Source organism: Okeania sp. SIO3I5 (genome assembly GCF_010672085.1).
Classification (GTDB): domain Bacteria; phylum Cyanobacteriota; class Cyanobacteriia; order Cyanobacteriales; family Microcoleaceae; genus Trichodesmium.
The window spans coordinates 1-22590 of the sequence record NZ_JAAHHT010000158.1 but is presented as its reverse complement, the minus strand read 5'-3'; the positions used below and the strand labels follow the sequence as shown (position 1 = coordinate 22590).

The window sequence follows — 22590 nt, the reverse complement described above, 5'->3', positions numbered from 1 at the left end:
TACGGGAGCAAGATGCTCCCGTACTCGCGGGCAGGATGCCCGCACTGGGCATTGGAGCGATCGCTCTGTTATTACTTTATCCCTCCTGCCTCCTGCCCCCTGCCCTCTGCCTTCTCCTGCCTCCTGCCTCCTGCCTCCTGCCTTCTCAATTAGCGCCAACCAGAAGACATAATCTGATTATATGTGGGATAATTATAGGGAGCCGGATCGTTATAGTTAGCTCCGTGCATCAAGTCCATACGAATTGTTACTAGGTCTTGACCCCGCCCATGTACCACATCTACTGCTAGATGAGGAGAAATAATATCGGGTCTTTTTACGGGAGCTGCTTGTTTAGGTAATCTCATATTTTTTACTATAGATTCATTCGATTTTTTTAAATTTATAGGGCTTAAGCAAAATATTGTAATTCCGTCATTGCGAGCGACAGCGAAGCAATCCCGAAATTGGTTCCTAATGCGTAAGTCCTGTAATAGTATAAACCACAATAGAATAATTGTAATTCCGTCATTGCGAGCGACAGCGAAGCAATCCCGAAATTGGTTCCTAATGTGTAAGTCCTATCTAATTTATAATAGTATAAACCACAAAAGAACAAACGTTACAATTGTTAAAATTTTTTTTGTCTTTTTTGGATTTTTTGCCACCTTATAGGTGTATACTTGAGTCTGAAAATATAATTAATAATATCTTTTAATCGTGCCAGACTTTGCAGATATTCCCGGACTAACCAAATTATGGACTCACACTAAGGGCGACCCACGCATTACTGTAGCTCTCCTAGATGGAACTGCTGATATAGAACGTGGTTGCTTTCAAGGAGCTAATGTTACCAAAATTAATTCTTATTGGCAAGAAGCAGTAGAACTTGACCCCAAAGATATAGATGCCTACCGAGAAATTCAGAACTCGGATGAAAAGAGTGAAGCGAGACAGGCAAAACTGAAAGAAGCTATCCCAGACGAACTAACTTTACAAATTCTGGGAGCAGCTTTCCACGCTACCCATGTCTTTAGTAACATTTTCGGACAACCAGGTACTCCCGTGGAAGGTATTGCCTACAAATGTCGGGGCATTAATATTCCTCTTGGTTTTGGTCATGACTATTATATCGACCCCATAAATTTAGCTCGTGCTATTAACCTAGCAGTAGATTTAGGGGCAAATATTATTCACTGTGCTGCCTGTCGCCCTACCCAAACAGGTATTGGTCACGAAATTCTGGCAAAGGCAGTACGTCAAGCTCAGGAAAATAATGTTTTAATTGTGGCTCCCACTGGCAATAATAAAGGTGAATGTTGGTGTCTCCCTGCGATTTTGCCTGGAGTAATGTCCGTCGGGGCAATGAAGGATAACGGGCAAGTCTTCAAATTTAGTAACTGGGGCGGACAATATCAAAAACAAGGTATTATTGCTCCCGGAGAAAATATTCTCGGCGCTCAACCAGGAACGGAAGAAACTGTCCGCAGTAAAGGTACCAGTTGTGCAGCGCCAATGGTGACAGCGATTTCCGCATTGCTGATGAGTTTGCAGTTGCAGCAAGGGGCATCTCCAGATGCAGAAGCAGTCAGGGCAGCTTTAACAAATAGTGCTATTCCCTGTACTTTAGAAGATACGGAAGAAGTCGAACGTTGTATGTTGGGTAAGTTGAATGTTGCCGGAGCTTATCAACTTTTGACTGGAAAGCAGTTAGAGGCAGTGGGAGTTTCTACCGCCAAGGCAAGGCCAGAGGCAGATGTAATATTGGAAGATGCTGGAGTTGATGTGGCAGAAGTTATGGCGGATGAAACTGCTGTAGTTCCGGCCCAGGAAAGTTCTCCCATATCTTTTTCTGTGCCAGTGGGAGAAAATAGAGAGGGTGTGACAAATGCGCCCGCAAATATTACTGCTGCATCAAGAGGTGAGCAAAACAATATCAAACCCACAAAAACAGCTCAAACTGCTGATGGTATTACCCCTAGTGCTGGCTCCAATATGATTTATGCTTTGGGAACAGTGGGTTATGATTTTGGCACCGAGGCACGACGGGACTCTTTTAAACAGTTGATGCCAGCAGTTATGTTAGACGGGGTTGAAGTACCAGCTAATCCCTATGATGGTCGTCAGATGGCCGATTATCTGGATGCTAATTTATATGAAGCTAAGTCTTTAATCTGGATCTTTAGCATAGAATTAACTCCTATTTATGCCCTCAGACCAGTAGGTGCATTTGCCGACGATATTTATGAAACTCTGCAAAATATGTTGGCAGGAGAAGTGGAGGCAGAAGACCATGAAGATTATATCGACAGGGTGAGTATTACCGGGAGATTAACAGACCAAACAGTAAAATTGTTTTCTGGGCAAACCCTGCCTGTGGTGAAAATAAATAGTTCCAGGGGAATGTATGGTTGGACAGTGAATACTCTCATAGATAGTGCCCTGGAGTCAGTCAGTGCGGAACGAGCAGAAGCAGAGGAGGAGGCAATACGGAAATCTCTGAGAAGCTTTTTGGAACGGGTTTATTATGACTTGCGGAACTTGGGGCAAGCCGACCGCGATCGCGCCATTAACTTTGCAGCGACAAATGCTTTCCAAGCAACGGCAACTATTTCTGAAGCAGTGGCAATTGGGATGGAATTGCATAGTATAGAGGTAGAGAAGAGTCCTTTCTGTCGTTATAATAGTAACTGTTGGGATGTGAAGTTGAAGTTCTTTAACCCAGATAATACGAGGAGAGCAAAGAAAGTTTATCGTTTCACCATTGATGTGTCTGACTTAATGCCTGTAACATTGGGTAAAGTCAGGTCTTGGTCTGTGCCGAAGTGAAGCAGGAATTTAAGTCAAAAGTCTTTGTTTGTAGTTGGGCTTTAGCCCGACCACAATAGATGGGGCTAAAGCCCAACTACGAGCGAATAAGAGAAGGCAGAAGAGAGCGATCGCTACTGAGTGAAAAGAGATGTAAATGTTTCTTGCCAACTCCAGGCAATCAATCTATACTAACAAAAAACTCACTCAGGAGAAAAATGAAATGGGTAAAAAGAATATCAAGCCCTCTATCAATCAGCCTGTAATCCGCACCAATGTTGCTAAACCTGCTCTCGAAGGACTAACCGAAGAAAACCTAACGACTACCACAGCGCATCATGCAGTGGTGGGCGTGGCTCCTAAGAAGTATGATGCATGTAGCTTTTGTGCTTGTTCGACTTGTTCTTACGACGGAGATGATGCAGAATAATCTCTGAACATCACAAACATATTCGCTCATGTCAAAAACCTTTTTCTTCCTGTTTCGGCGGTCTATTAGCTTCGGTCAATTGAGTTACTACCTTTGCTAGTTATTCGTTTGACCATATCTGGCACGGCTCCATTAAGTCAAAAGTTAAAAGGCATGCATTCAAAAGCAAGAGGAAGGACTGACCGAAGAAAACCTAAACGCTGTCGGAAACATTGTAGCGGGGGGTATTGCTCCATCTGTCTGCCTTTCATTGATTCCTTGTTCTTACGACGGAGACGACGCAGAATAACTTCAGAATATTACAACTCTTTCACAAAATGTCAAAAATCCTTTCCTTCTGGCAACGGCTGTCTATTAGCTTCTACAAATTGACTCACAACCTTCGCTAGTTCTTCGTTTTCCGTCGGCACGGCAGAAAGTCAAAAGTCGATGGTTTCTTCTGTTTAGAACGAGAAGTTCGGCCATCAGAGGAAAGGGCAATCCCCCCTAAAAGCTTGCTGCCCCAGTGGCACTTTTTAGGGTTTTTTTGTTTGGCCTTGTATTGATGACAAAAATAGAAACGGGCGATCGCTCCCCAATTAATATCATGTCCGGTTGAATAGTTATAAATCAAAATGGAGGAGTAATGAGTTATGAGTTATGAGTTATGAGTTATGAGTTATGAGGAGGGAATTTTAAGCTATAAATGAAGAGAAAGTTTTTTGGTCGCGTAAGCGGAACGGAGTTCTATCACGCTCTTATCCGGACATGATATAAGTCAAAAGTCAAAAGTTAAAAGTCATGCATTCAAAAGTAAGAACAGCCTCAAATTTGGTATGGGGTAGGGGCGGGTTGAACAAGTCATGCATTTAAAAGTCATGCATTCAAAAGTGACAAAAATTGAAGTCTTGAATCTCCTCGTGCCTCCTGCCCCCTGCCCCCTGCCTCGTGCCTCCTGCCTTCTGCTTCCTGCCTTTTGTTTGTTAATTAGCTAACCAGTTGTCCAAATCTACCATCGTTGCTAAATCAAAAATTTCTTCTCCTAAAATATCTAATTTTTCCAGAGATAACTGCTCTATCTGAGTTTGAACTTCTGGAGCTATTTCTCCAAATTTTCTGCGAATTTGACGTAAAATTTGTTTCACTATTTGCTCCCGTCCAATTTCCATTCCAATACCAATTCCTTCTTCCCGTCCAATTTCGATTCCTTCTTTTATCGCCAAACTAATTTGTCCTTTCTTATCTCTGATCAACGTTTCCTGTTTCTCTAATTCTTCTAATTCTTGATTGTTTAAATTTGCTTTATTCGCTATATTTAATGCCGCTTCTATTTCTGATACTTCTCCTAATAAAGAAGGTATTACTTCTAAAGAAGGCGCTGATTTAATAAAATATATCCATTTATCACTCAGGGTTTCTAATTCTGATAATTTTTTGTGAAACTTCGGTAATTCTAGAAACATTAAAGTTAATTCATCTTGATAATTAAACAATTCTGTCTCCTCTTTAAATTTAAACTTAGTAATCATTTTCTGCGTTTTTTCATTTTCAAATAAAACAAAGTCGGTAATTGTTAAAGCGATAAAAGGTTGCAACATCATATAACCTTGCCCTGCATCTAATTGATTTCCATAAGCTTTAGATAGGTTATAAATTACTCGTTTTTCAAAACCTTCTACATTCAAAATTTGCATTTCAATAATGACAGTAGAACCATTATCTAAAACTGCTTTCACATCGAAATAAGTCTCTTTGAGAGTGTTAGTAACTCCAGGATTATAGGGGTTAATTATTTTGAGAGATTGAATAATATTTTGATTTTCATAAACTATGGCATTGAGAAAACTAATCAGGATGTTTTGACTGTGAATAGAACCAAATATTTTTTGAAAAGCAAAGTCAGTTTTGGGGCTAATAAAGTTCATTGTTTTTAGTACTTACTTGATTTTTGTACTTTATTTTTGCGTTTATTATATAACAATTTCTGTGATGGTGAGGTACAAAATTGCTTGGTTTTAATGAAGTGATTTTTTACGAAGAAGGCAGGGGGCAGTAGGCAGGAGGCAGGAGGCAGTAGGCAGGAGCTAGAAAGGCAAAAGTTAAAAGTAAGAGTTAATCTCCATGCTTTTAGCCTTTATGTTTTTTTGCTTGCACAGAAATTATGAATTTAGTAATCATTTTCTCAGACTTTTCAAATAACACAAAGTCCGCAATCGTTAAAGCGATAAAAGGTTGCAACATCATATAACCTTGTCCTGCATCTAATTAATTTCCATAAGATTTAGCTAAGTTAGAAATTACTCGTTTTTCAAAACCTTCTACATTCAATACTTGCATTTCAATGATGACTGTAGAACCATTATCTAAAACTGCTTTCACATCAAAATAAGTCTCTTTCATAGTGTTAGTAACTCCAGGATTATAGGAGTTAATTATTTTGAGAGCTTGAATAATATTTTGATTGTTATAAACTATAATGTCTGGGTTATAAATAGACATCTCCGAAAATTAAAAATAGAATCAATTCTTATCCATAAATTATCAATTACTTCTTCCTCTTCCCTGTTCCCTGTTCCCTGTTCCCTATTTTCCGGAGATGTCTAATAATTAGTCGTAAATTATTGATGGCGATCGCTCTTTGAGCAAATCGACGATTAAAGAAGTTGTCGTAAGCATCATTAGGAACAGCTAAATATAGAACTCGATCGGGTTCAAGTTAAGAAATTGCCATAGGATAGTTAAGAAATTGGCCAAGAGCAGTATGGAATTCAGAGATGACTGAATCACCCAAAAAGCTCTTAATCTCCACTGCTATCTTATCACTACCCTGTTCAGCAGCAATTAGACGTTCCGCTCCTAGATAGAACTCCGTTCCGCTACGCGAGCGATTATAGAGGGGAACATCCTCAAATTCGATGGACAAAGAGTCATCTGTAATTGTCTATCCTTGCTTGATGAGGGCAGAACAGAAAGCATTATGAAAAGCATCTCTAGCAGGCATATATTACTTTCCATAGTAATACTAAAACTTTATCAAAAATACTTTACATGGTAAATTCAATAATAGACATTTTTAATACCAATTTGTTAAAGATATGGAAGAGTTTTATCCCCCCTGCCCCCCTTTGTAAGGGGGGAGCCAACAAAAAGTCCCCCTTTCAAAGCTATGCTTTATAAACATCTTTCTCTTTTCATAAAACTTGACAACATAGACAAGTTATGTTGAAGTCTTGAATCGGCTTTTTCAGGAGAAAAGAGTATTTTTCAATACACTTTTTTATGAATGTAGACAGAATTCTTCCTCCCCCTCCTCCCCATCCTCCCCATCCTCCCCACCCTCCCACAAGGGTTTCAAGAGTTCCTTATAAGGGATAGCTTGTCATTGGGGGATTTAGGGGGATTGTAAATGTACTTCATAAGTTGTGGGGATTACTATAATTTTTATTAAGATTGACCAAAAAATCAGGTCAATATAGCTGCAGGAATCACTATAATTTTTGTTAATTTTGACCAAAAAATTAGGTCAATAGTGTTTTGTTAAACACATGGAACAGTTTTATCCCCCCTGCCCCCGTTTGTAAGGGGGGAGCTTTCAAAGTCCCCCTTTCAAAGGGGGATTTAGGGGGATTTTACAGAAGGCTAACTGATAACTGATAACCGATCACTGATAAAAGATGCCTGAAATTTCTAATATTCCCGGAATCAAACAACTCTGGGCAAAAACCAAAGGTAACTCTGAGGTTTGCGTGGCAGTGCTTGATGGTTTAGTTGACCTCAAACATCCCTGTTTTGAAGGAGCTAACTTGACTCAACTACCAACTTTAGTTCAAGGTGAAGCTACTCCTAAAAGCGAGATGTCTCTCCACGGAACTCATGTTGCTAGTATTATTTTTGGTCAGCAAAATTCTCCCGTATCTGGTATTGCTCCTCACTGTCGAGGATTAATAATTCCCATATTCTCAGACTATCATCGCCGAGCTTCTCAATTAGATTTAGCACGGGCGATCGAACAAGCGGTGAATGCTGGAGCAAATATTATTAATATTAGTGGGGGGGAACTGACAGACTATGGTGAAGCAGAAGACTGGCTCAACCATGCTGTTAATTTATGCCGAGACAATAATGTTTTGCTCGTCGCTGCAGCGGGTAATGATGGTTGTGAATGTTTGCACGTTCCCGCAGCACTCCCGACTGTCTTAGCGGCAGGAGCAATGGGAGCAAATGGACAGCCCCTAGATTATAGTAACTGGGGCGAAAATTATCAAACTCAAGGTATTCTGGCTCTGGGAGAAAATATTTTAGGAGCTGAACCAGGAGGTGGTACAATACAACTGAGTGGGACTAGCTTTGCTACGCCAGTAGTGTCTGGAGTAGCTGCATTACTGATGAGTTTGCAATTGCAGAAAGATTATCCCCCCAAACCCCCCTTGGAAAGGGGGGCTAAGAAGGAAAAACCTTCCTGGGAAAGGGGGGCTAAGAAGGAAAAACCTTCCTGGGAAAGGGGGGCTAAGAAGGAAAAACCTTCCTGGGAAAGGGGGGCTAAGAAGGAAAAACCTTCCTGGGAAAGGGGAGCTAGGGAGGAAAAACCCTTGGAAAGGGGGACTAGAGAGCTAAAACCCTTGGAAAGGGGGGCTAGAGAGCTAAAACCTGACCCACAAAAAGTTCGTACTGCCTTACTTGAGACGGCTATTCCATGTCAGAGTCAAGACACGCGCCGTTGTTTAGTTGGTCAGATCAATATCTCAGGTGCAATTGCACATATCACAGGAGAAACTATGTCAGAATCAGAACAAGATAATAATAATGGTATTGAAGCTAGCTGTGGTTGTGACTCAACTCCAGAAGCTAGTTTGCAAGCTGCAGTTGATCCAGAAAATAGTCTTCAGACTCCCACCGACAATGGTGTGGTAGCTGCTGGCGCCGTTGGAGCTGGCGTTACTGCCTCACAACCATTATCATCAACTAATACATCTAATAATCAAATTTCTGCTATGCCAAATAATAATGGAATTACACCCAGCCAACCTCCTCAAGATGTGACAAATATTGTCTACGTTATTGGTACATTGGGTTATGACTTCGGAGGTGAAGCACGGCGCGACTCTTTTAAACAGTTGATGCCAGCGGTTACTATTGGAGATACCCAAGTTCCAGCCAACCCATACGATGCTCGTCAAATGGTGGATTATTTGCGTAATAATCTTTCGGAAGCTAAGTCTTTGATTTGGACTTTGAATATGGAATTGACTCCCATCTATGCCATTGAAGCTGTGGGTTCATTTGCACGGGATGTTTATGAAGTTTTGCAACAGTTACTGGCAGGGGAAGTAGAAGCAGAAGATGCTGAGGAATATATTGAGCGGGTGAGTATTCCTGGAAAATTAACTGGGCGTACAGTTAGGTTGTTCTCAGGTCAAGTTGTGCCTGTAATTGAACCTGTTAGTCCTCGTGGTATTTATGGTTGGCGGGTTAATACCTTAGTTGGTTCCGCTTTAGAGGCAGTGCGTGGAGAACAAGCAGAAGCTGACGACGAGCAAATGCGTCGGAGTTTGAGCAGTTTCCTCAATCGAGTTTATTACGATTTACGGAATTTAGGGCAGACTTCTCAAGACCGAGCATTAAATTTTGCAGCTACTAATGCTTTCCAAGCGGCTCAAACTTTCTCGACAGCAGTGGCAGCAGGTATGGAATTGGATAGTATTGCAGTGACAAAGAGTCCATTCTGTCGGATGGATAGTGATTGTTGGGACGTGCAGTTGAAGTTCTTCGATCCAGAGAATAACCGTCGCGCGAAGAAAGTGTTCCGGTTTACTATTGATGTGAGCGATTTCATTCCGGTAACTTTGGGCGAAGTTCGTTCTTGGTCTTCTCCTTATTAGATGGCAGAAGGCAGGAGGCAGGTAGGTGTGGTAGCTTGTCTAGCTTTAAAATTTGGGTTGAAAAACCTAACCCCCCAACCCCCTTCCCTTAGTAGGGAAGGGGGAGAATTTATTCCTCCCCTCTCCTTGCAGGAGAGGGGTTGGGGGAGAGGTCTTCATTGTTGAAAAACTTAACCCCATGATGAATCAAAAGTTAATTGTACCAGAAATGGCATTGATTAGAAGTGAAAGTGTACAAGCAATTATAGATCGTTTGGGAATTGCTAAGGCTGCCTTTTTTTGTCGGGAAACTATGTCGCAGTCGGTGGATTATTTGGAGTTAAAGGAGACAATGTTTGGCAAGAAAAGCGCCAGGGAAATTTATGAGGAAATTAAAAATAATCCATAAATTTACAACAGTTTTCGGGTAAATGAACCGTATAAAAAAAACAATAACCCTGTGGGGACGTTTTTGCTGGCGCAAAGCTCCGCTAACGGCTAAGAGCCGACATGAAACTTATAGCGATCGCCCTGTTGGTTATTCCGTTTTGTGCAGCAAAAAAAATATAAAGACTAAAAGCATTGAGATTAACTCTTACTTTTAGCCTTTATTTCATCACAACCAAATCTCTCCTACCTCTAACTTTTGCCTTTTGAATGCATGACTTTTGACTTAAATTGCCGTGCCAGATATCGGAAAACGAAGAACTAGCAAGGGTAGTGAGTCAATTTGTTGAAGCTAATAGACCGGCGAAAGAGGAAGAAAAAGGTTTTTGACATTTTGAATATGTTTGTGATATTCTGAAGTTATTCTGCGTCGTCTCCGTCATAAGAACATCCTACCACCCACCAATCTTCTACGGAGGAGGGAGCTAGGCCACGAGCCACGACGGCGGTGCCGCTTGTCAGGTTTTCTTCGCTGAGTCCTTCCAGGGCAGATTTTACATTAGAGTTTGTCCGGATTACAGGCTGAGGTTGATTTGGCTTAATATTCTTTTTACCCATTGTGATTTTTCTCCTGAGTTGTGAGTTCTTCTGTAGTATACATTGTTCCTCTGGAGTTGGCAAGAAATTTACATTTCTTTTCACGACAGTTTGCGATCAGCCTTTTCTTGACTTTTGAGTTGTGTGTTGCGGTGAGATTAGGGGGCGGGTTTACTGAAATGTTGGTTGAGAAGCATTAATTTAGGGTGAAACCCTCCCCTACCTATTGCTAAATTTTCGGCTATTCTTACTTTTGACTTTTGCCTTTTGCCTTTTGACTTAATTGGGAGCGATCGCTTCTGTTCTTTTGTGGAGATTAGTTAAAATGGTAAGTCAAGACAGATTGTTAAATATCTAGTCTAAGTGGGTTATTTTAGCTGAAGTGTTAATGTTCAAATAACAATGAGTTTATTAATATCAGATCAAATTGTACAAGCAAGTGGCTTGTCAGAAGATGAACTATTAGTGGAAATTGTAATGATGCTTTTTCAACAAGAAAAAATCAGCTTAGGTAAAGCTAGTGAGTTATTAGGAATACACCGAATGCAATTTCAGAAATTGATGAGCGATCGCGCTCTTTGTGTCCATTACGACGTAGCAGAATTCCAAGAAGATCTCAAAATGTTACAAACAGATGGCTGGCGATGATTATTGTCAGTAACACTTCCCCCATTTCTAATTTAGCCAAAGTGGGGCAGCTCAACCTTCTGCAACAACTCTATGAAACAGTTTTGATTCCAAATGCAGTGTATGAGGAACTCCTAGATGAGGGAGCAGGAGAAATTGTGATTAGAGTAGTAAGAGGAGCAACATGGCTGAAAATGCAGCCTTTACAAAATCAAGAGGTAGCCATTGAGTTAAGAAAATTTATTAACTTAGGAGAGGCAGAGGCCATTGCTTTAGCCTTTGAAGTCAATGCAACACGACTCCTGATAAATGAACGTTTAGGGAGAAAAGTTGCCATAGAGCAGGGGTTAAAAATTACAGGAGTATTAGGGGTGTTACTGAGTGCCAAAAAACAAGGATTAATTCCTTTTGTTAAACCTGTGATGAATGATTTGATTGCCCAAGCTAACTTTCGGGTGAGTAGTCAACTGTATGCAGAGGTTTTAAGGGCAGTAAATGAATAGAGAATTAGTTTCAGGTTGGCTTGCACTAAATACAAGCCTAAAGAAAAGACCCCTAAAAAGTCCCATTGGGGTAGCGAGCTTTCAAGGGGTCTTACCCTTTTCTCTAATGGCCGAACTTCTCGCTCAACTAAGAAGAAATCATCAACTTATGCATGACTTTCCGCCGTGCCAGATATAGTCAAACGAAGAACTAGCTAAGGTTGTGAGTCAATTTGTTAAAGCTAATAGACAGCCGTTGCAAGAAGGAAAGGATTTTTGACATTTTGTATAGTTGTGCGATACTCTGGAATTATTAATCCTCTTCTCCGTCGAATGAGCATCTGCATGAGCATAACTCTAAACAGGGGACGTCACCTATATAGATATCTGGGTTTATGCCCTTCTCATCCCCTATGGGGCTACAGAATGGGCCTGTGGTCAGGCTCTCTTCCCTGAGGCGAAGAAGAGCTGGTTTAACAGCATTTGTACGGATAACGGGCTGAGGAAGTAAAGGCTTGATATTCTTTTTACCCATTGTTTTTCTGCTCCTAAGAGATTTCTTAACAGTTTACATCATTTATTCGGTGGTTATCTAGAGATATTTACATTTTTTCATATTTGCCTTTGATATGGAATCCGGATAATTAGTTGATGAAAAACTTTGACCTTCTCACTTTCTTCTTTTCCTTCTGCCCTCTGCTTTCTGCCTTCTGCCTTCCTTCGCAGATACGATAAGTATTTAAGCCGATTCTATATGACCTCTTGCCTCTTCCAAAGCTTTTTGCAAAACTAATGCTATATAATTGATAATTGATAAAAAAGAAAATTCCCGATTTTCTTGCCTCCCTATTACTGGAGGTACTGATAACTGATAACTGATAACTGAAATGACATTCACTCTATCCCTAATTTCTGAAGTCACTCTCACCGAAAAAGATGACAAAATCATATTACAAGCTCCCATCCGGACTGCACTCAAAAAAGCAACTCCAACTCGCCAAGTAATATTTGAACATCCCCAGTCAGGTTTGATATCGGCATTAAATTATCTCAAGTCTTCCCAGAAAACCCACGTTCAAATGAAAGCATTAGTAGTGGCAACTGATGGCAAGGCAGCAGGAGAAAATTTTGATGCAGAATTGCAGAAATTAATAAATACAGGTTGGGTTTGCCATTCCGTTTTCCCCCTAGCAACAGCTATCCCAATAGTAGAAAAAAATTATCGCTTCGAGTCTCCAGAAATTGAACAACTACAAGGAAAATTTACCTTATCCCGTTTTGCCTATTTACATCAAGATCAAGGTACAACAATTATAGAATGTCCCCTATCTCAAAGTAAAATAGTTGCATTAGACTGGCGATGTGGTGCTTTGCTGGCTAAATTATCTCAACCACAAACCGCCAGCAGTTTGAGTGCAGAAATTCCCAATATTACGGAAGAAATTGCCCAAAAATTCCTGGCACTGTTGATGGCAACTCAAATGTTATCGCCAGAAACGGAACCGACGCCACTCATGTATTGGGAATTTCACGACCTGCTATATCACAGTCGCTCTCGGATGGGAAGACATAATAACCCTTCTGGTGGGACAATGCGATTTTTGGGTAAAACTGAACACTTACCTATTGTGAAACCACCAATGAGTGACAAGGTAATTAAATTGGTGCAACCCAACTTAGAATATTTGAGTCAAATTGACATTCCCTTGACAAAAGCATTAGAGTTACGCCAGTCTATTCGGGAGTACGACGAGCAACCAATACGGGTGCAACAATTAGGAAAATTGTTGTATTGTTGCGCCAGAATTAAGAAAATAGAGACAATGGAAACGGAAGAATTCGGTACATGGCATTTCAGCTATCGTCCTTATCCTTGTGGCGGTGCAATTTATGAATTGGAAGTTTATCCGGTGGTTAACCGTTGTCAAGGGTTAGAAGCAGGAGTCTATCACTATCAACCTTTGGAGCATTGTCTGTATCAAATTTCCGATTGGAATGCAGATGTGGAGGAGTTGATCGAGGATGCTTACAAGTCCAGTGGCGAACAAGACAAACCTCAAATTTTGTTGGTAATAACAGCTAGGTTTGGACGACTATTTTGGAAATATGAATCAATTGCTTATGCTTTGATATTGAAGCACGTTGGTGTGTTGTATCAAACTTTTTATTTGATGGCAACGGGAATGCACTTAGCTCCCTGTGCTTTGGGAATTGGAGATTCAGATCATTTTGCTAAGATAACAGGGTTAGATTATTATGAAGAGTCTTCCGTTGGGGAGTTTCTTTTGGGTTCGGTGAGGAGTTAGAACCAGTAGTGGACTGTTGCAGCTAAAATGGTGGTTTAAAGAAGTCAGGGCAAGACACGGATTTTGCCACGGATGCACGGATGGATGCACCGTTTTAACTGTGCAGAGCGCTAGAGAAGTCAGGGCAAGACACGGATTTTGCCACGGATGCACGGATGGATGCACCGTTTTAACTGTGCAGAGCGCTAGAGAAGTCAGGGCAAGACACGGATTTTGCCACGGATGCACGGATGGATGCACCGTTTTAACTGTGCAGAGCGCTAGAGAAGTCAGGGCAAGCTCACGGGGTGACAAGCTAGTTGAAAGCTATGTATAGAAAGGAATTTGTGTTCCGGAGCTGAATAATACTTCAATTAAAAGAAAACCCTTATTGAGAATGAACGGGGTGTAGTGCGAGCGCAGAGCGCTACTGCTGACGCAACGCTCCGCGAACGCACTACACCTCCTAACTAGGTTGAATCATTATTCAAGTAACACTAGAGAATAATATTATGAAAAAACTCACCTTTATTAATTGATTGTTAATCAAAAATTACAGTCTAATTAACCACCTGTATTCATCGCTTTTAGTCCCCTTCGATAATATAGTAATTTATGGGGGTTAAGGCTCATTAAATTTTCTACTAATTCCCAGATCAAATCATCATTTATTGCCCAATAAATCATAGATAATCCCACAAAAAAACTACTGTGTCTTCTTTCTTTTCTACTTTTTTCATTAGTTCTTGATATGTATTTTTGAACCCCTTTATTTTTTATTTTTTGTCCTTGAAATGAACTAAGTGTGTATGAAATACCTATTAATAAAATTAAATTATTCAATCTCGTTTCATTGGCTTTCGCTGATTCTAGATTGTAAGTACCAGTTTTATAGTCTTTAAACATTGCTTCAATTCCCATTCTCTGGCTATATATTTTTTTAATCTTTCCAGCAGATGATAAATTGGTGATCAGATACCATTTCTCTACAACAGATTTTTGACGATATTTCTGTTTTTTATACACGAGTAAATTATATGTTCCCTATTTCCTTTTGGTGATTTTTTGATTCAATAACAGTTTAGTTTCACCGATATTTACTTTTAATTCAGAGATTTTAGAATATTTTTTACCTCGTTTAATCATCATCGATTTTTTTTGTCTCAAAACAAAAAATACATCTTGCTTCTGATATTTTTTCAACCAGTGAGATAGAAAAATACTGTGGAACTCTCTATCTGCTGTCAGAATAATTTTCTGGCCTTTTAATAATTTTAGAACTGGACGAATTACTGCTTTTTGCTCGGCTAAATTACTAGCTCCTTTATGAGTTAAAATCTTCCAATTTATAGGTAAAGCTCTCTTTTTCCAAGCTAAACTAATCATTAATATATTAGTATCTTGCCACTGGGTTCTATCTATAATTAATACTAATTCTGAGGGAAAGTTGAATAATTTTTCTACCATTATTCTGACCAAAGGAAACCAGAATAAAGGCAAGCTTAATTCTTTGATGGTTAAAAATCTTTGTATATGTTTCCGTTTACTTTCTGATTGGATTGGCAGGGGGAATAAGTTCGTTAATTTAGATATCTGTACAGTTTTATATACTGATATTAAGTATAATAAGATTTGTAATGTTACTACTTGAGATGGACTCAATTTTTGCGTGTGGATGGTCTTGATAAAAGCCTAATATATTCACCTTTTATTGATTTTTATTTGTAATTACTAACCCTTTTTTATCATATTTTTAACTATTTCCAAAACTTTTAAAATGAATAAATAATCAACTCAAAGTGGGGGGTGTAGTGTGTTCGCTTTGCGAACGCACTACACCCCGTTCATTCTCAATAAGGATTTTCTTTTAATTGAAGTATTATTCAGTTTCTGAACGCAAATCCCTTTCTATATATAGCTTTCAACTAGCTTGTCACCCCGTGAGCAGGGCAAGACACGGATTTTGCCATGGATGCACGGATGGATGCACCGTTTTAACTGTGCAGAGCGCTATAGAAGTCAGGGCAAGACACGGATTTTGCCATGGATGCACGGATGGATGCACCGTTTTAACTGTGCAGAAGTCTTTTTTCGTATCAGTGATACTGCATCTTCCCATCTCCCCATCACTCCATTTTTTAATGCACCATTGAAAATGAAACAGTCCACTACTGTTATCGAAGAATTAAGGTTTAAAGCCTCTCCTTTACAGCGCTTTTCAGTTGAGTAGACCACTAAATTCATTGTTAGGAGTCAGGAGTCAGGAGTCAGGAGTCAGGAGTTAGGAGTTAGGAGTCAGGAGTCAAGAGTTAGGAGTGAAGAGTCAGTATCATTGTGGTTTATTCATATGAAAACCGGTTTAAGGAGTAGGGGAGTAGGGGAGTAGGGGAGTAGGGAAGATTGAATACTGAAAATTATAGAATTATCAACTTACAGCGCTTTTCTTTCTTGATGAACCACATATTCACTTTTCAAACCTAGTAGGGACGTTCCATGGAACGTCCCTACTGTGGTCTACTGAAATGAAAACCGCTGTAAAGGAGAAATAAGAAAAAATTTTCCTTTCAGTCAATCCTATCCGTTTTCAAGGAGAGGTAATTATTAATTATTAATAGCTTTGTTGTAATAGCCATAGAAAATCCGTTCCGCTTTTCGGTTGTCAGAGCCGACATGAAAAGTGAATCTAGTGGCAGCTATATCACCATATCTCGATTATTGATGCTTTATTCTATTGGCCAATAGTTAAATGCCTCAAAGCCTTTACAGGTAAAAGTTTCAGTCTTTTTTTATCAAACAAACCTAAGATTGATGCTTTATTCATTTATTGGCCAATAGTTAAATACCTCAAAGCCTTTATAGGTATAATTTTCAGCCTTTTTTTTTATCAAACAAACCTAAGATGTTTGATTTATTTATTGGACAATAGTTGTAGAAGTATGAAGTACAAGGATCTTGGATCTTGTGCGGTAGCTATATGCTTGTCTAGCAACAAAGTCATTATTAATTATTAATTGTTGAATGGACTCTTAATCCGTACATCCGTGCCATAATCCGTGTGAGCTGCTTACTCCCTATTTCAATGAAAATAATCATAAATTTGCTGTGCCAATTTCGGTCCGACTCCGGACACCTCCGCCAACTGTTCCACTGTTGCAATCCTAATATAATCAACGGAATGAAAATGCGCCAATAACAATTTTTGTCGATGTTGCCCTAAACCGGGAATCTCATCTAGACGCGATCGCTTCATTCTGTGACTTCTTTTATCCCGATGGAAACTGACGGCAAACCGATGCGCTTCATCCCGCAACCTCCGTAACAACTGCACCCCTGGTTGTTCGGCGTCAGTTGTTAGAGGTTGCGACTCCCCTGGTAAAAAAATCTCTTCCCGTTGTTTTGCTAAACTCACTACCCGCACTTCTTCTAATATATTCATTTCTGCCATCACTGCCACCACTGCGGAAAGTTGCCCTTTTCCACCATCGATCATTATTAAGTCTGGTTTCTCCGTAGTCGGTTGTTTTTCATAGTCGCGAAACCGTCGCCCCAGAACTTCTGCCATACTGGCAAAATCATCAGAATGACCGGAACGCACTTCTGGATTTTTAATTTTATAATGTCGATAATGTTGTTTTGCTGGCAAACCGTCAATAAATACTACCCGCGACGCTACTGCATCCGAACCTTGAATGTGGGAAATATCATAACCCTCGATCCGGTGTGGTAATTCTGGCAAATCTAATATTTCTGCTAAGTCTGTCATTGCTTGATTGTTGCGATCGCTCATTTTTGCCAACCGCAGCAACTCATACTCAGCATTCTTTTTTACCATCTCTATTAATTCTGCTTTCCCCTGACGTTGGGGTGCAAAGATTTCTACTTTTTTACCTTTCTTTTCTGTCAACCAATTTTGCAAAAATTCACCTTCCGGCAATTCATTCTGCACGATAATTTCTGTGGGAATTTCTACAGATTCTACTGTTTGATAATGGGATTCTAAAACCCGCTGCAAAATTGCTCCTAATTCCTGATTTTCTGCTGTTGCTAAATTAGGATTTTCGGCAATAAATCCCAACCTACCTACTAATTTTCCTGCCCGAATTTGGAATAATTGAACACAAGCAATTTGATTATTTCCTGCCAGAGCAATTGCATCTCTAGAAACTCGGTCATCTGGTAAGGAAACTTTTTGGTCGGCATTTAGAGAATTTAAACCTTTTATTTGGTCTCGAATAAGTGCTGCTTTTTCAAAATTCAAAGCCTCCGCTTCTTTTTCCATTTGAGTATTTAAAATATCGATTAATTCTCCAGTCCGACCTTGAAAAATCATTGCTACTTTTTGCACAATTTTATGATATTCCTCTGGAGTAATTAATGTCTGACAAACTCCCGGACAACGACCAATATCATAATTTAGACAAGGGCGGTCTTTAAATAAAGGTTTTGGTCTTTGACGTAAGGGAAAAATTCGTTTGACTAAATGTAGAGTATTTCGGAGTAATCCTGTATCCACATAAGGACCATAATAACGGTCTTTAGGTTTACCTAATCTACGCTTTCTAGTAATAAAAATTCTGGGATAATTTTCTGACCAAGTTATGCAGAGATAGGGATATTTTTTATCATCTTTAAGTAAGACATTAAAGTATGGTTGATGTTGTTTAACAAGATTAGCTTCTAATGCCAAAGCTTCAGCTTCCGTATCTGTGACAATAAATTCAATTTCAACTATTTGTTGTACCATTAAACTGATACGATGAGTGTGATTTTTTCCATCTCGAAAATAGGAACGAACTCGGTTTCTAAGTTTTTTAGATTTGCCAATATAAAGGATGCGATCGCTACTATCTCGCATTAAATAAACTCCCGGAGTTTGAGGAATTTCTTTAAGTCGATTTTCTAAACGTTCTGAGTCTTTTATTATCGGTAAAGTTCGAGTTTTCATATAATTTTTGTGTTCTCCATTTCCTATATATTAATCCTAAATGATTTGAGAAAAAAACTGTAGGGGTTTGGTTTTCAAATCCCATTTTTGAAGTTGGTTTGGAGACCAAACCCCTAGGATAAAATATTACAACTTAAAATAGGATTGCTATACTATACAGCCTTTTTCAGATTTATGAACTACATTATCACAACCAAAATTTTGTAGGAAAAAACGGTCGTTTTCCACAACGGTAGTCTACCGAAATGACAACCGCTATAAAAGTTTATTTATAATTATTAAATCGGGAATAATATTAAGTTCATCAACAAAATTAATTACACATATTAATTAACTCCCTATTCCCTATTCCCTCTCTCAACTAGGAAATTTATTTTGCACAAATACTTAATCAGGAATTATACCAATTACCATGCATTAATGCTATACTTCAGCTACACTTCAACAATCAAATAATTACCAAGATTTAAAGTCTATTTTTAACAATTTAAGGTAGGTTAGTAGTTATTATTCATACGGACGTTTTCAGCTAAGAGCGGACATCTAAGGGCGAATGCCATTCGCCCCTACAAGCGAGCGCGACATCTTTGCTCGCATTCCGGAACGGAAAACGCATTAATGCTCAAGCAACGTCCCTACCTCTCCCCACACCTCCCACACCTCCCACACTTCCCTACCCAATCATATATAGCATTCATACATGAGAAATGGTATTACGTAGAACAACCATATCTAGTAAGGAAAAATGCCATTTGCCCCCTACAGGTGGTGTACGATTTGATATGCGTGCGTAAGTCGTGTTAATTATTCATTCAGATAACTTCTGAAATTTCACCTGTTTTACTCAGATGAAATATAGCAATTGCATCAGCTCGTGACCGAACATTTGCCAGACAACAAATATCTGTAAAATTTCCAGAAGTTAGTGATATTTTGTTCCGATAACTTTTGTGCAAATGACCACAAACTACTAACTTTGGTTTTAACTCATCTACTAATATTCTTGCATATTCATTTCCCACCATATCGTAATAACCTCGACTTCTACGTTGCTGTTCAAACTGTTCAGCATCTACAGGATTTATAATATTAGCAGGCCAGTCATGTAGTAACAAAATATCTGTAGATTTATAGTCTAAAGCTTGAATAATTTCTGCTTCTGTAAAAGCAATATAATCCTTATTAGAATAACTGTTAATTTGGGAAATTTTTGATCGTTGAACCAAGAATTTTTCCTCTTGATAAATACCAGAAACTCCTACAATTTTTAGACCTGCCAAAACCACCGAACCAACCCTACCAAGATAATAGCAATTATGAGTAATTTCTGTACCTGTATTGATTCCGTCTAAAAAACCATAAGGTTCATGATTACCATCAATAAACCAGAGAGGCCAAGGAAAAATTGCTCTCTCTCTGAGAAAAAAATTAAATAGCAGTAGCAATTACTATAGTCGTTCAAATCTGAGAAATGCCAATCTTTGTAATGCCAATTTGAAAGGAATTAATCTGACAGGAGCTTATTTAGATGGAGCTGACTTGAGTGTAGCTAATCTAACTACGGCTAAACTCAGCAATGCAGAAATGACTAATTCCAACCTTGTTGCTGCTGATCTTAATGGCGCAGACTTGAGAAATGCTAACCTCAGTAGTGCTAACCTCAGTGCTGCTGACTTTAGTAATGCGAATCTTAGTAAGACTAATCTGATCAATGCTCATATTAGCGCTGCTAAATTCTCCAATGCTCAACTTTATGGCGCTAAAATCAATCAAGCTGATCTGAGTGCTGCTAATTTTAACAATGCCAATCTTCGTAATACTGATCTAAGTGATGCCAATCTTCGTAATGCCGATCTAAGTGATGCCAATCTTCGTAATGCTAATCTTCGTAATGCCGATCTAATATCATGTCCGGATAATTAGTGATAAAAAAACTTTCTCTTCTTTATAGCTTAAATTTCCCTCTTCTTCCCTCCTGACTCATTACTCATTACTCATTACTCATTACTCCTCCATTTTTATTTATAACTATTCAACCGGACATGATATAAGTGGTGCTAATCTGGAAAATGTCGATCTTAGTTGGGCTGAACTTAAGGGTGTTAAACTTAGTCAAACAACGATACTGGAGTTAAAATGGTTAACAGTTTGGCAGATTGTTAATGAAAAAATACAACAGAGAAATTTAGAAGGTAATGACCTCAGTCATGCTCAACTAAATAATGTTGACCTCAGTCGTGCCAACCTTTGTAATGCTAACTTGAGTGCTGCGAATTTGCGAGTAGCACAACTTTGGGATGCCAACCTAGAAAATGCTAACCTTTGCAATGCTAACTTGAGTGGTGTTAATCTGAGTCATGCTAATCTCACAGGTGCTAACCTGAGTGGAACTGACCTTAGTCGCGCTCATTTGTGGGGTGTAATTCTTAGCGATACTATTCTCACTGGTGCTAACTTGATGGGTTCTGACTTATGGGGAGTTGACTTAGATGGTATCAATCTTAGTGGTGTTAACCTGAGTTATGCTGACCTCAGCTATACAAATCTCAAAGATGCCGATCTAAGTGGCGCTAATCTCAGTCGTACGAATCTTAGCTATGCAAACCTTAGTGGTGTTAATCTCCGTGATGCTAATTTAAGTGGTATTAATTTGAGTAATGCTAATCTTGATAATTGTATCTTACCGGATTAAATATTTTGTTGTCGAATAATAGGGATGTTTCATGGAATATCCCTACAAGAATAGTAGTGCTATCCACAAAACTAGATCGGGATAAATCTAATACCTTGGTTCTAGGAATTCTCTGTTGAAAGATTCGTTTTCGGTATTTTCAGGTAACCAACGACATTCTAATTTTCCTGCTTCTATCTCAGGTACTTTAATAGCAAACCCATCACCATCACTTACCATAGAAAATCCAAAACCAACAGAGGTTCCTAATAAAACTAGAGCTACTGTTCTAAACATTGATATATCTCCAATAATATAAGTTCAATGAGTTCTTATTTAAACTTACAAAGCAAAAATCAAGATTCCGCTTAGTTCCAGAAATCTTACTGGTAGCTTTATATTGAATATTTACAGCAATGCATGAGGATTGTGAGATAGAGTGTAACACAGCCTTCAAGGCTGTAACAACCTGGAAGGTTGTGTTACTACTCATTACTAACAGGTTTCCAGCTTTTAAAAAATAGTAAAGCTTTGTACCTCACGCGCGGGCGTGAAACTGCTGTAATGCTTTGCTTATAGATATCTACAGTAGCTCTGTTCAATTTTCCTGATATTTTTTGTTAAAGTATCTTGAACTTTAGAATCTCTAAAGTACCTTAAGTACCTATCAGCTTTTAGCATTCAGCTATCAGCTTTTATATCTCTAGTTAAAATCTATCTCCATCTTTACGTTAAAAAATAATCTTGCTGAATTCTGAGTTCTGACTGCTGAATGCTGAATGCTGACTGCTTTTTTTAACCTCCACTAATTTTAGCTTTATAACCTAATTGAGTTAAAATCTCCAGTAACTTTTGCTTGTGTTCCCCCTGAATTTCTATTTCATTATCCTTAAGAGTACCACCTGCACCACATTGATTTTTAAGTTGTTTGAGTAAAGTTGTCAAAGTTTCTTGGTTTGACTGAAACCCACTAATAATTGTTACTGTTTTTCCTTTACGACCTTTGCGGGATGCTTGTACTTTTAAATTTTGTTGATTTGGCGGTAAATTTGGTACTGCTCTTTCTGTTGCTGAAGAATTAACATTATTACCAAATTCTGAATAAACTACGCGATCGCCTTTAGCATTTCTATTATCCGAGGAATTACGTTTGGAATTAGCCATAATTTTCAAGCAATACGATTTAACTTTTGATTAGCATAACATTATTGGTTCTACAAAATAATTTCTCAAGGAAGTAGGTCTCTACTTCCCTATTCCCTATTCCCTAATTAGTTGATATTTAACTACTCCGGTGGGAAGTCCCGCGCTCTCCATCACCCCTAACCCCCCTTTGGAAGCTATGCTTTATAAACATCTTTCTCTTTTCATAAAACTTGACAACATAGAGGAGTTATGTTTAAGTCTTGAATCGACTTTTTCAGGAGAAAAGAGTATTTTTCAATACACTTTTTTATGAATGTAGACAGAATTCTTCCTCCCCCTCCTCCCCCTCCTCCCCATCCTCCCCACCCTCCCACAAGGGTTTCAAGAGTTCCTTAT

Annotated in this window: 21 protein-coding genes and 1 pseudogene; 9 read left to right on the top strand and 13 right to left on the bottom strand. The window is 39.0% G+C overall.

The features are described 5' to 3' along the window. Nucleotides 1–149: 149 nt before the first annotated feature. Complete coding sequence (locus F6K40_RS27270; RefSeq protein WP_293140242.1) at nucleotides 150–347, bottom strand: cyanobactin biosynthesis system PatB/AcyB/McaB family protein; 198 nt, start codon at nucleotides 345–347, stop codon at nucleotides 150–152. Nucleotides 348–699: 352 nt separating this feature from the next. Between F6K40_RS27270 and F6K40_RS27265 the strand changes: the two genes are divergently transcribed. Then, nucleotides 700–2808, top strand: coding sequence for a S8 family peptidase (locus F6K40_RS27265; protein WP_293140241.1), 2109 nt, complete (start codon nucleotides 700–702; stop codon nucleotides 2806–2808). A gap of 136 nt (nucleotides 2809–2944) precedes the next feature. Continuing rightward, on the top strand, nucleotides 2945–3217 hold the full coding sequence (locus tag F6K40_RS27260; RefSeq protein WP_293140240.1) for a microcyclamide/patellamide family RiPP: 273 nt from the start codon (nucleotides 2945–2947) through the stop codon (nucleotides 3215–3217). A 962-nt stretch (nucleotides 3218–4179) separates the two neighbouring features. On the opposite strand, the gene F6K40_RS27255 is transcribed toward F6K40_RS27260, so the two are convergent. From F6K40_RS27255 to F6K40_RS27245, 3 genes and pseudogenes are all read right to left on the bottom strand, one after another. After that, nucleotides 4180–5121, bottom strand: a complete 942-nt coding sequence (locus F6K40_RS27255; protein WP_293140239.1) for an Rpn family recombination-promoting nuclease/putative transposase — start codon at nucleotides 5119–5121, stop codon at nucleotides 4180–4182. A 340-nt stretch (nucleotides 5122–5461) separates the two neighbouring features. Then, a complete protein-coding gene (locus tag F6K40_RS27250) occupies nucleotides 5462–5695 on the bottom strand; it encodes a PD-(D/E)XK nuclease family transposase (RefSeq protein ID WP_293140238.1) in 234 nt (77 codons plus the stop codon). Nucleotides 5696–5741: 46 nt separating this feature from the next. Further along, nucleotides 5742–6134: pseudogene (locus tag F6K40_RS27245) on the bottom strand (element excision factor XisH family protein). Between the two features lie 736 nt (nucleotides 6135–6870). Here F6K40_RS27245 and F6K40_RS27240 point away from each other — a divergent pair. Next, nucleotides 6871–9075, top strand: coding sequence for a S8 family peptidase (locus F6K40_RS27240; RefSeq protein ID WP_293140237.1), 2205 nt, complete (start codon nucleotides 6871–6873; stop codon nucleotides 9073–9075). A gap of 178 nt (nucleotides 9076–9253) precedes the next feature. Next, a complete protein-coding gene (locus F6K40_RS27235) occupies nucleotides 9254–9463 on the top strand; it encodes a hypothetical protein (protein WP_293140236.1) in 210 nt (69 codons plus the stop codon). A 398-nt stretch (nucleotides 9464–9861) separates the two neighbouring features. On the opposite strand, the gene F6K40_RS41075 is transcribed toward F6K40_RS27235, so the two are convergent. Further along, a complete protein-coding gene (locus F6K40_RS41075) occupies nucleotides 9862–10059 on the bottom strand; it encodes a DUF5837 family cyanobactin class RiPP (RefSeq protein WP_365672974.1) in 198 nt (65 codons plus the stop codon). A 381-nt stretch (nucleotides 10060–10440) separates the two neighbouring features. Between F6K40_RS41075 and F6K40_RS27230 the strand changes: the two genes are divergently transcribed. Continuing rightward, complete coding sequence (locus F6K40_RS27230) at nucleotides 10441–10686, top strand: UPF0175 family protein (protein WP_293140235.1); 246 nt, start codon at nucleotides 10441–10443, stop codon at nucleotides 10684–10686. Then, nucleotides 10683–11168, top strand: coding sequence for a PIN domain-containing protein (locus F6K40_RS27225; RefSeq protein ID WP_293140234.1), 486 nt, complete (start codon nucleotides 10683–10685; stop codon nucleotides 11166–11168). The genes F6K40_RS27230 and F6K40_RS27225 overlap by 4 nt, the downstream gene beginning before the upstream one ends. A 292-nt stretch (nucleotides 11169–11460) precedes the next feature. Here F6K40_RS27225 and F6K40_RS41070 read toward each other — a convergent pair whose 3' ends face one another. Next, on the bottom strand, nucleotides 11461–11682 hold the full coding sequence (locus F6K40_RS41070; RefSeq protein WP_365672970.1) for a DUF5837 family cyanobactin class RiPP: 222 nt from the start codon (nucleotides 11680–11682) through the stop codon (nucleotides 11461–11463). Between the two features lie 204 nt (nucleotides 11683–11886). Beyond that, nucleotides 11887–12045 carry a hypothetical protein gene (locus F6K40_RS27220; RefSeq protein ID WP_293140233.1) on the bottom strand — a complete coding sequence of 53 codons (159 nt, stop codon included), beginning with the start codon at nucleotides 12043–12045 and terminating at the stop codon, nucleotides 11887–11889. Between F6K40_RS27220 and F6K40_RS27215 the strand changes: the two genes are divergently transcribed. Further along, nucleotides 12035–13453: a SagB family peptide dehydrogenase gene (locus tag F6K40_RS27215; RefSeq protein ID WP_293140232.1), complete on the top strand. Its 1419-nt coding sequence runs from the start codon at nucleotides 12035–12037 to the stop codon at nucleotides 13451–13453. The two genes, F6K40_RS27220 and F6K40_RS27215, sit on opposite strands and share 11 nt — an antisense overlap. Nucleotides 13454–13996: 543 nt before the next feature. On the opposite strand, the gene F6K40_RS27210 is transcribed toward F6K40_RS27215, so the two are convergent. The 4 genes from F6K40_RS27210 to F6K40_RS27195 all read right to left on the bottom strand — a co-directional run bounded on the left by F6K40_RS27210 (nucleotide 13997) and on the right by F6K40_RS27195 (nucleotide 19822). Further along, on the bottom strand, nucleotides 13997–14458 hold the full coding sequence (locus F6K40_RS27210; RefSeq protein WP_293140231.1) for a transposase: 462 nt from the start codon (nucleotides 14456–14458) through the stop codon (nucleotides 13997–13999). 18 nt (nucleotides 14459–14476) lie between these two features. Next, the gene (locus F6K40_RS27205) at nucleotides 14477–14899 is read right to left on the bottom strand and encodes a hypothetical protein (RefSeq protein ID WP_293140230.1); all 423 of its coding nucleotides are present in this window, start codon (nucleotides 14897–14899) and stop codon (nucleotides 14477–14479) included. 1609 nt (nucleotides 14900–16508) lie between these two features. Beyond that, entirely contained in the window at nucleotides 16509–18377 is a 1869-nt protein-coding gene (uvrC, locus tag F6K40_RS27200) for an excinuclease ABC subunit UvrC (RefSeq protein ID WP_293140229.1), read from the bottom strand. Nucleotides 18378–19189: 812 nt separating this feature from the next. Next, nucleotides 19190–19822 carry a metallophosphoesterase family protein gene (locus F6K40_RS27195; RefSeq protein WP_293140228.1) on the bottom strand — a complete coding sequence of 211 codons (633 nt, stop codon included), beginning with the start codon at nucleotides 19820–19822 and terminating at the stop codon, nucleotides 19190–19192. Here F6K40_RS27195 and F6K40_RS27190 point away from each other — a divergent pair. Together F6K40_RS27190 and F6K40_RS27185 are read left to right on the top strand one after the other, a co-directional pair. Then, complete coding sequence (locus tag F6K40_RS27190) at nucleotides 19758–20300, top strand: pentapeptide repeat-containing protein (RefSeq protein ID WP_365672983.1); 543 nt, start codon at nucleotides 19758–19760, stop codon at nucleotides 20298–20300. The two genes, F6K40_RS27195 and F6K40_RS27190, sit on opposite strands and share 65 nt — an antisense overlap. Nucleotides 20301–20352: 52 nt before the next feature. Continuing rightward, nucleotides 20353–21069, top strand: coding sequence for a pentapeptide repeat-containing protein (locus tag F6K40_RS27185; protein ID WP_365672981.1), 717 nt, complete (start codon nucleotides 20353–20355; stop codon nucleotides 21067–21069). A gap of 87 nt (nucleotides 21070–21156) precedes the next feature. Here the strand turns inward: F6K40_RS27185 and F6K40_RS27180 are convergent, their stop codons facing one another. Both F6K40_RS27180 and F6K40_RS27175 read right to left on the bottom strand, forming a co-directional pair. Further along, complete coding sequence (locus tag F6K40_RS27180) at nucleotides 21157–21345, bottom strand: hypothetical protein (RefSeq protein WP_293140227.1); 189 nt, start codon at nucleotides 21343–21345, stop codon at nucleotides 21157–21159. Between the two features lie 498 nt (nucleotides 21346–21843). Continuing rightward, nucleotides 21844–22212, bottom strand: coding sequence for a translation initiation factor (locus F6K40_RS27175; protein WP_293140226.1), 369 nt, complete (start codon nucleotides 22210–22212; stop codon nucleotides 21844–21846). Between the last annotated feature and the right edge of the window lie 378 nt (nucleotides 22213–22590).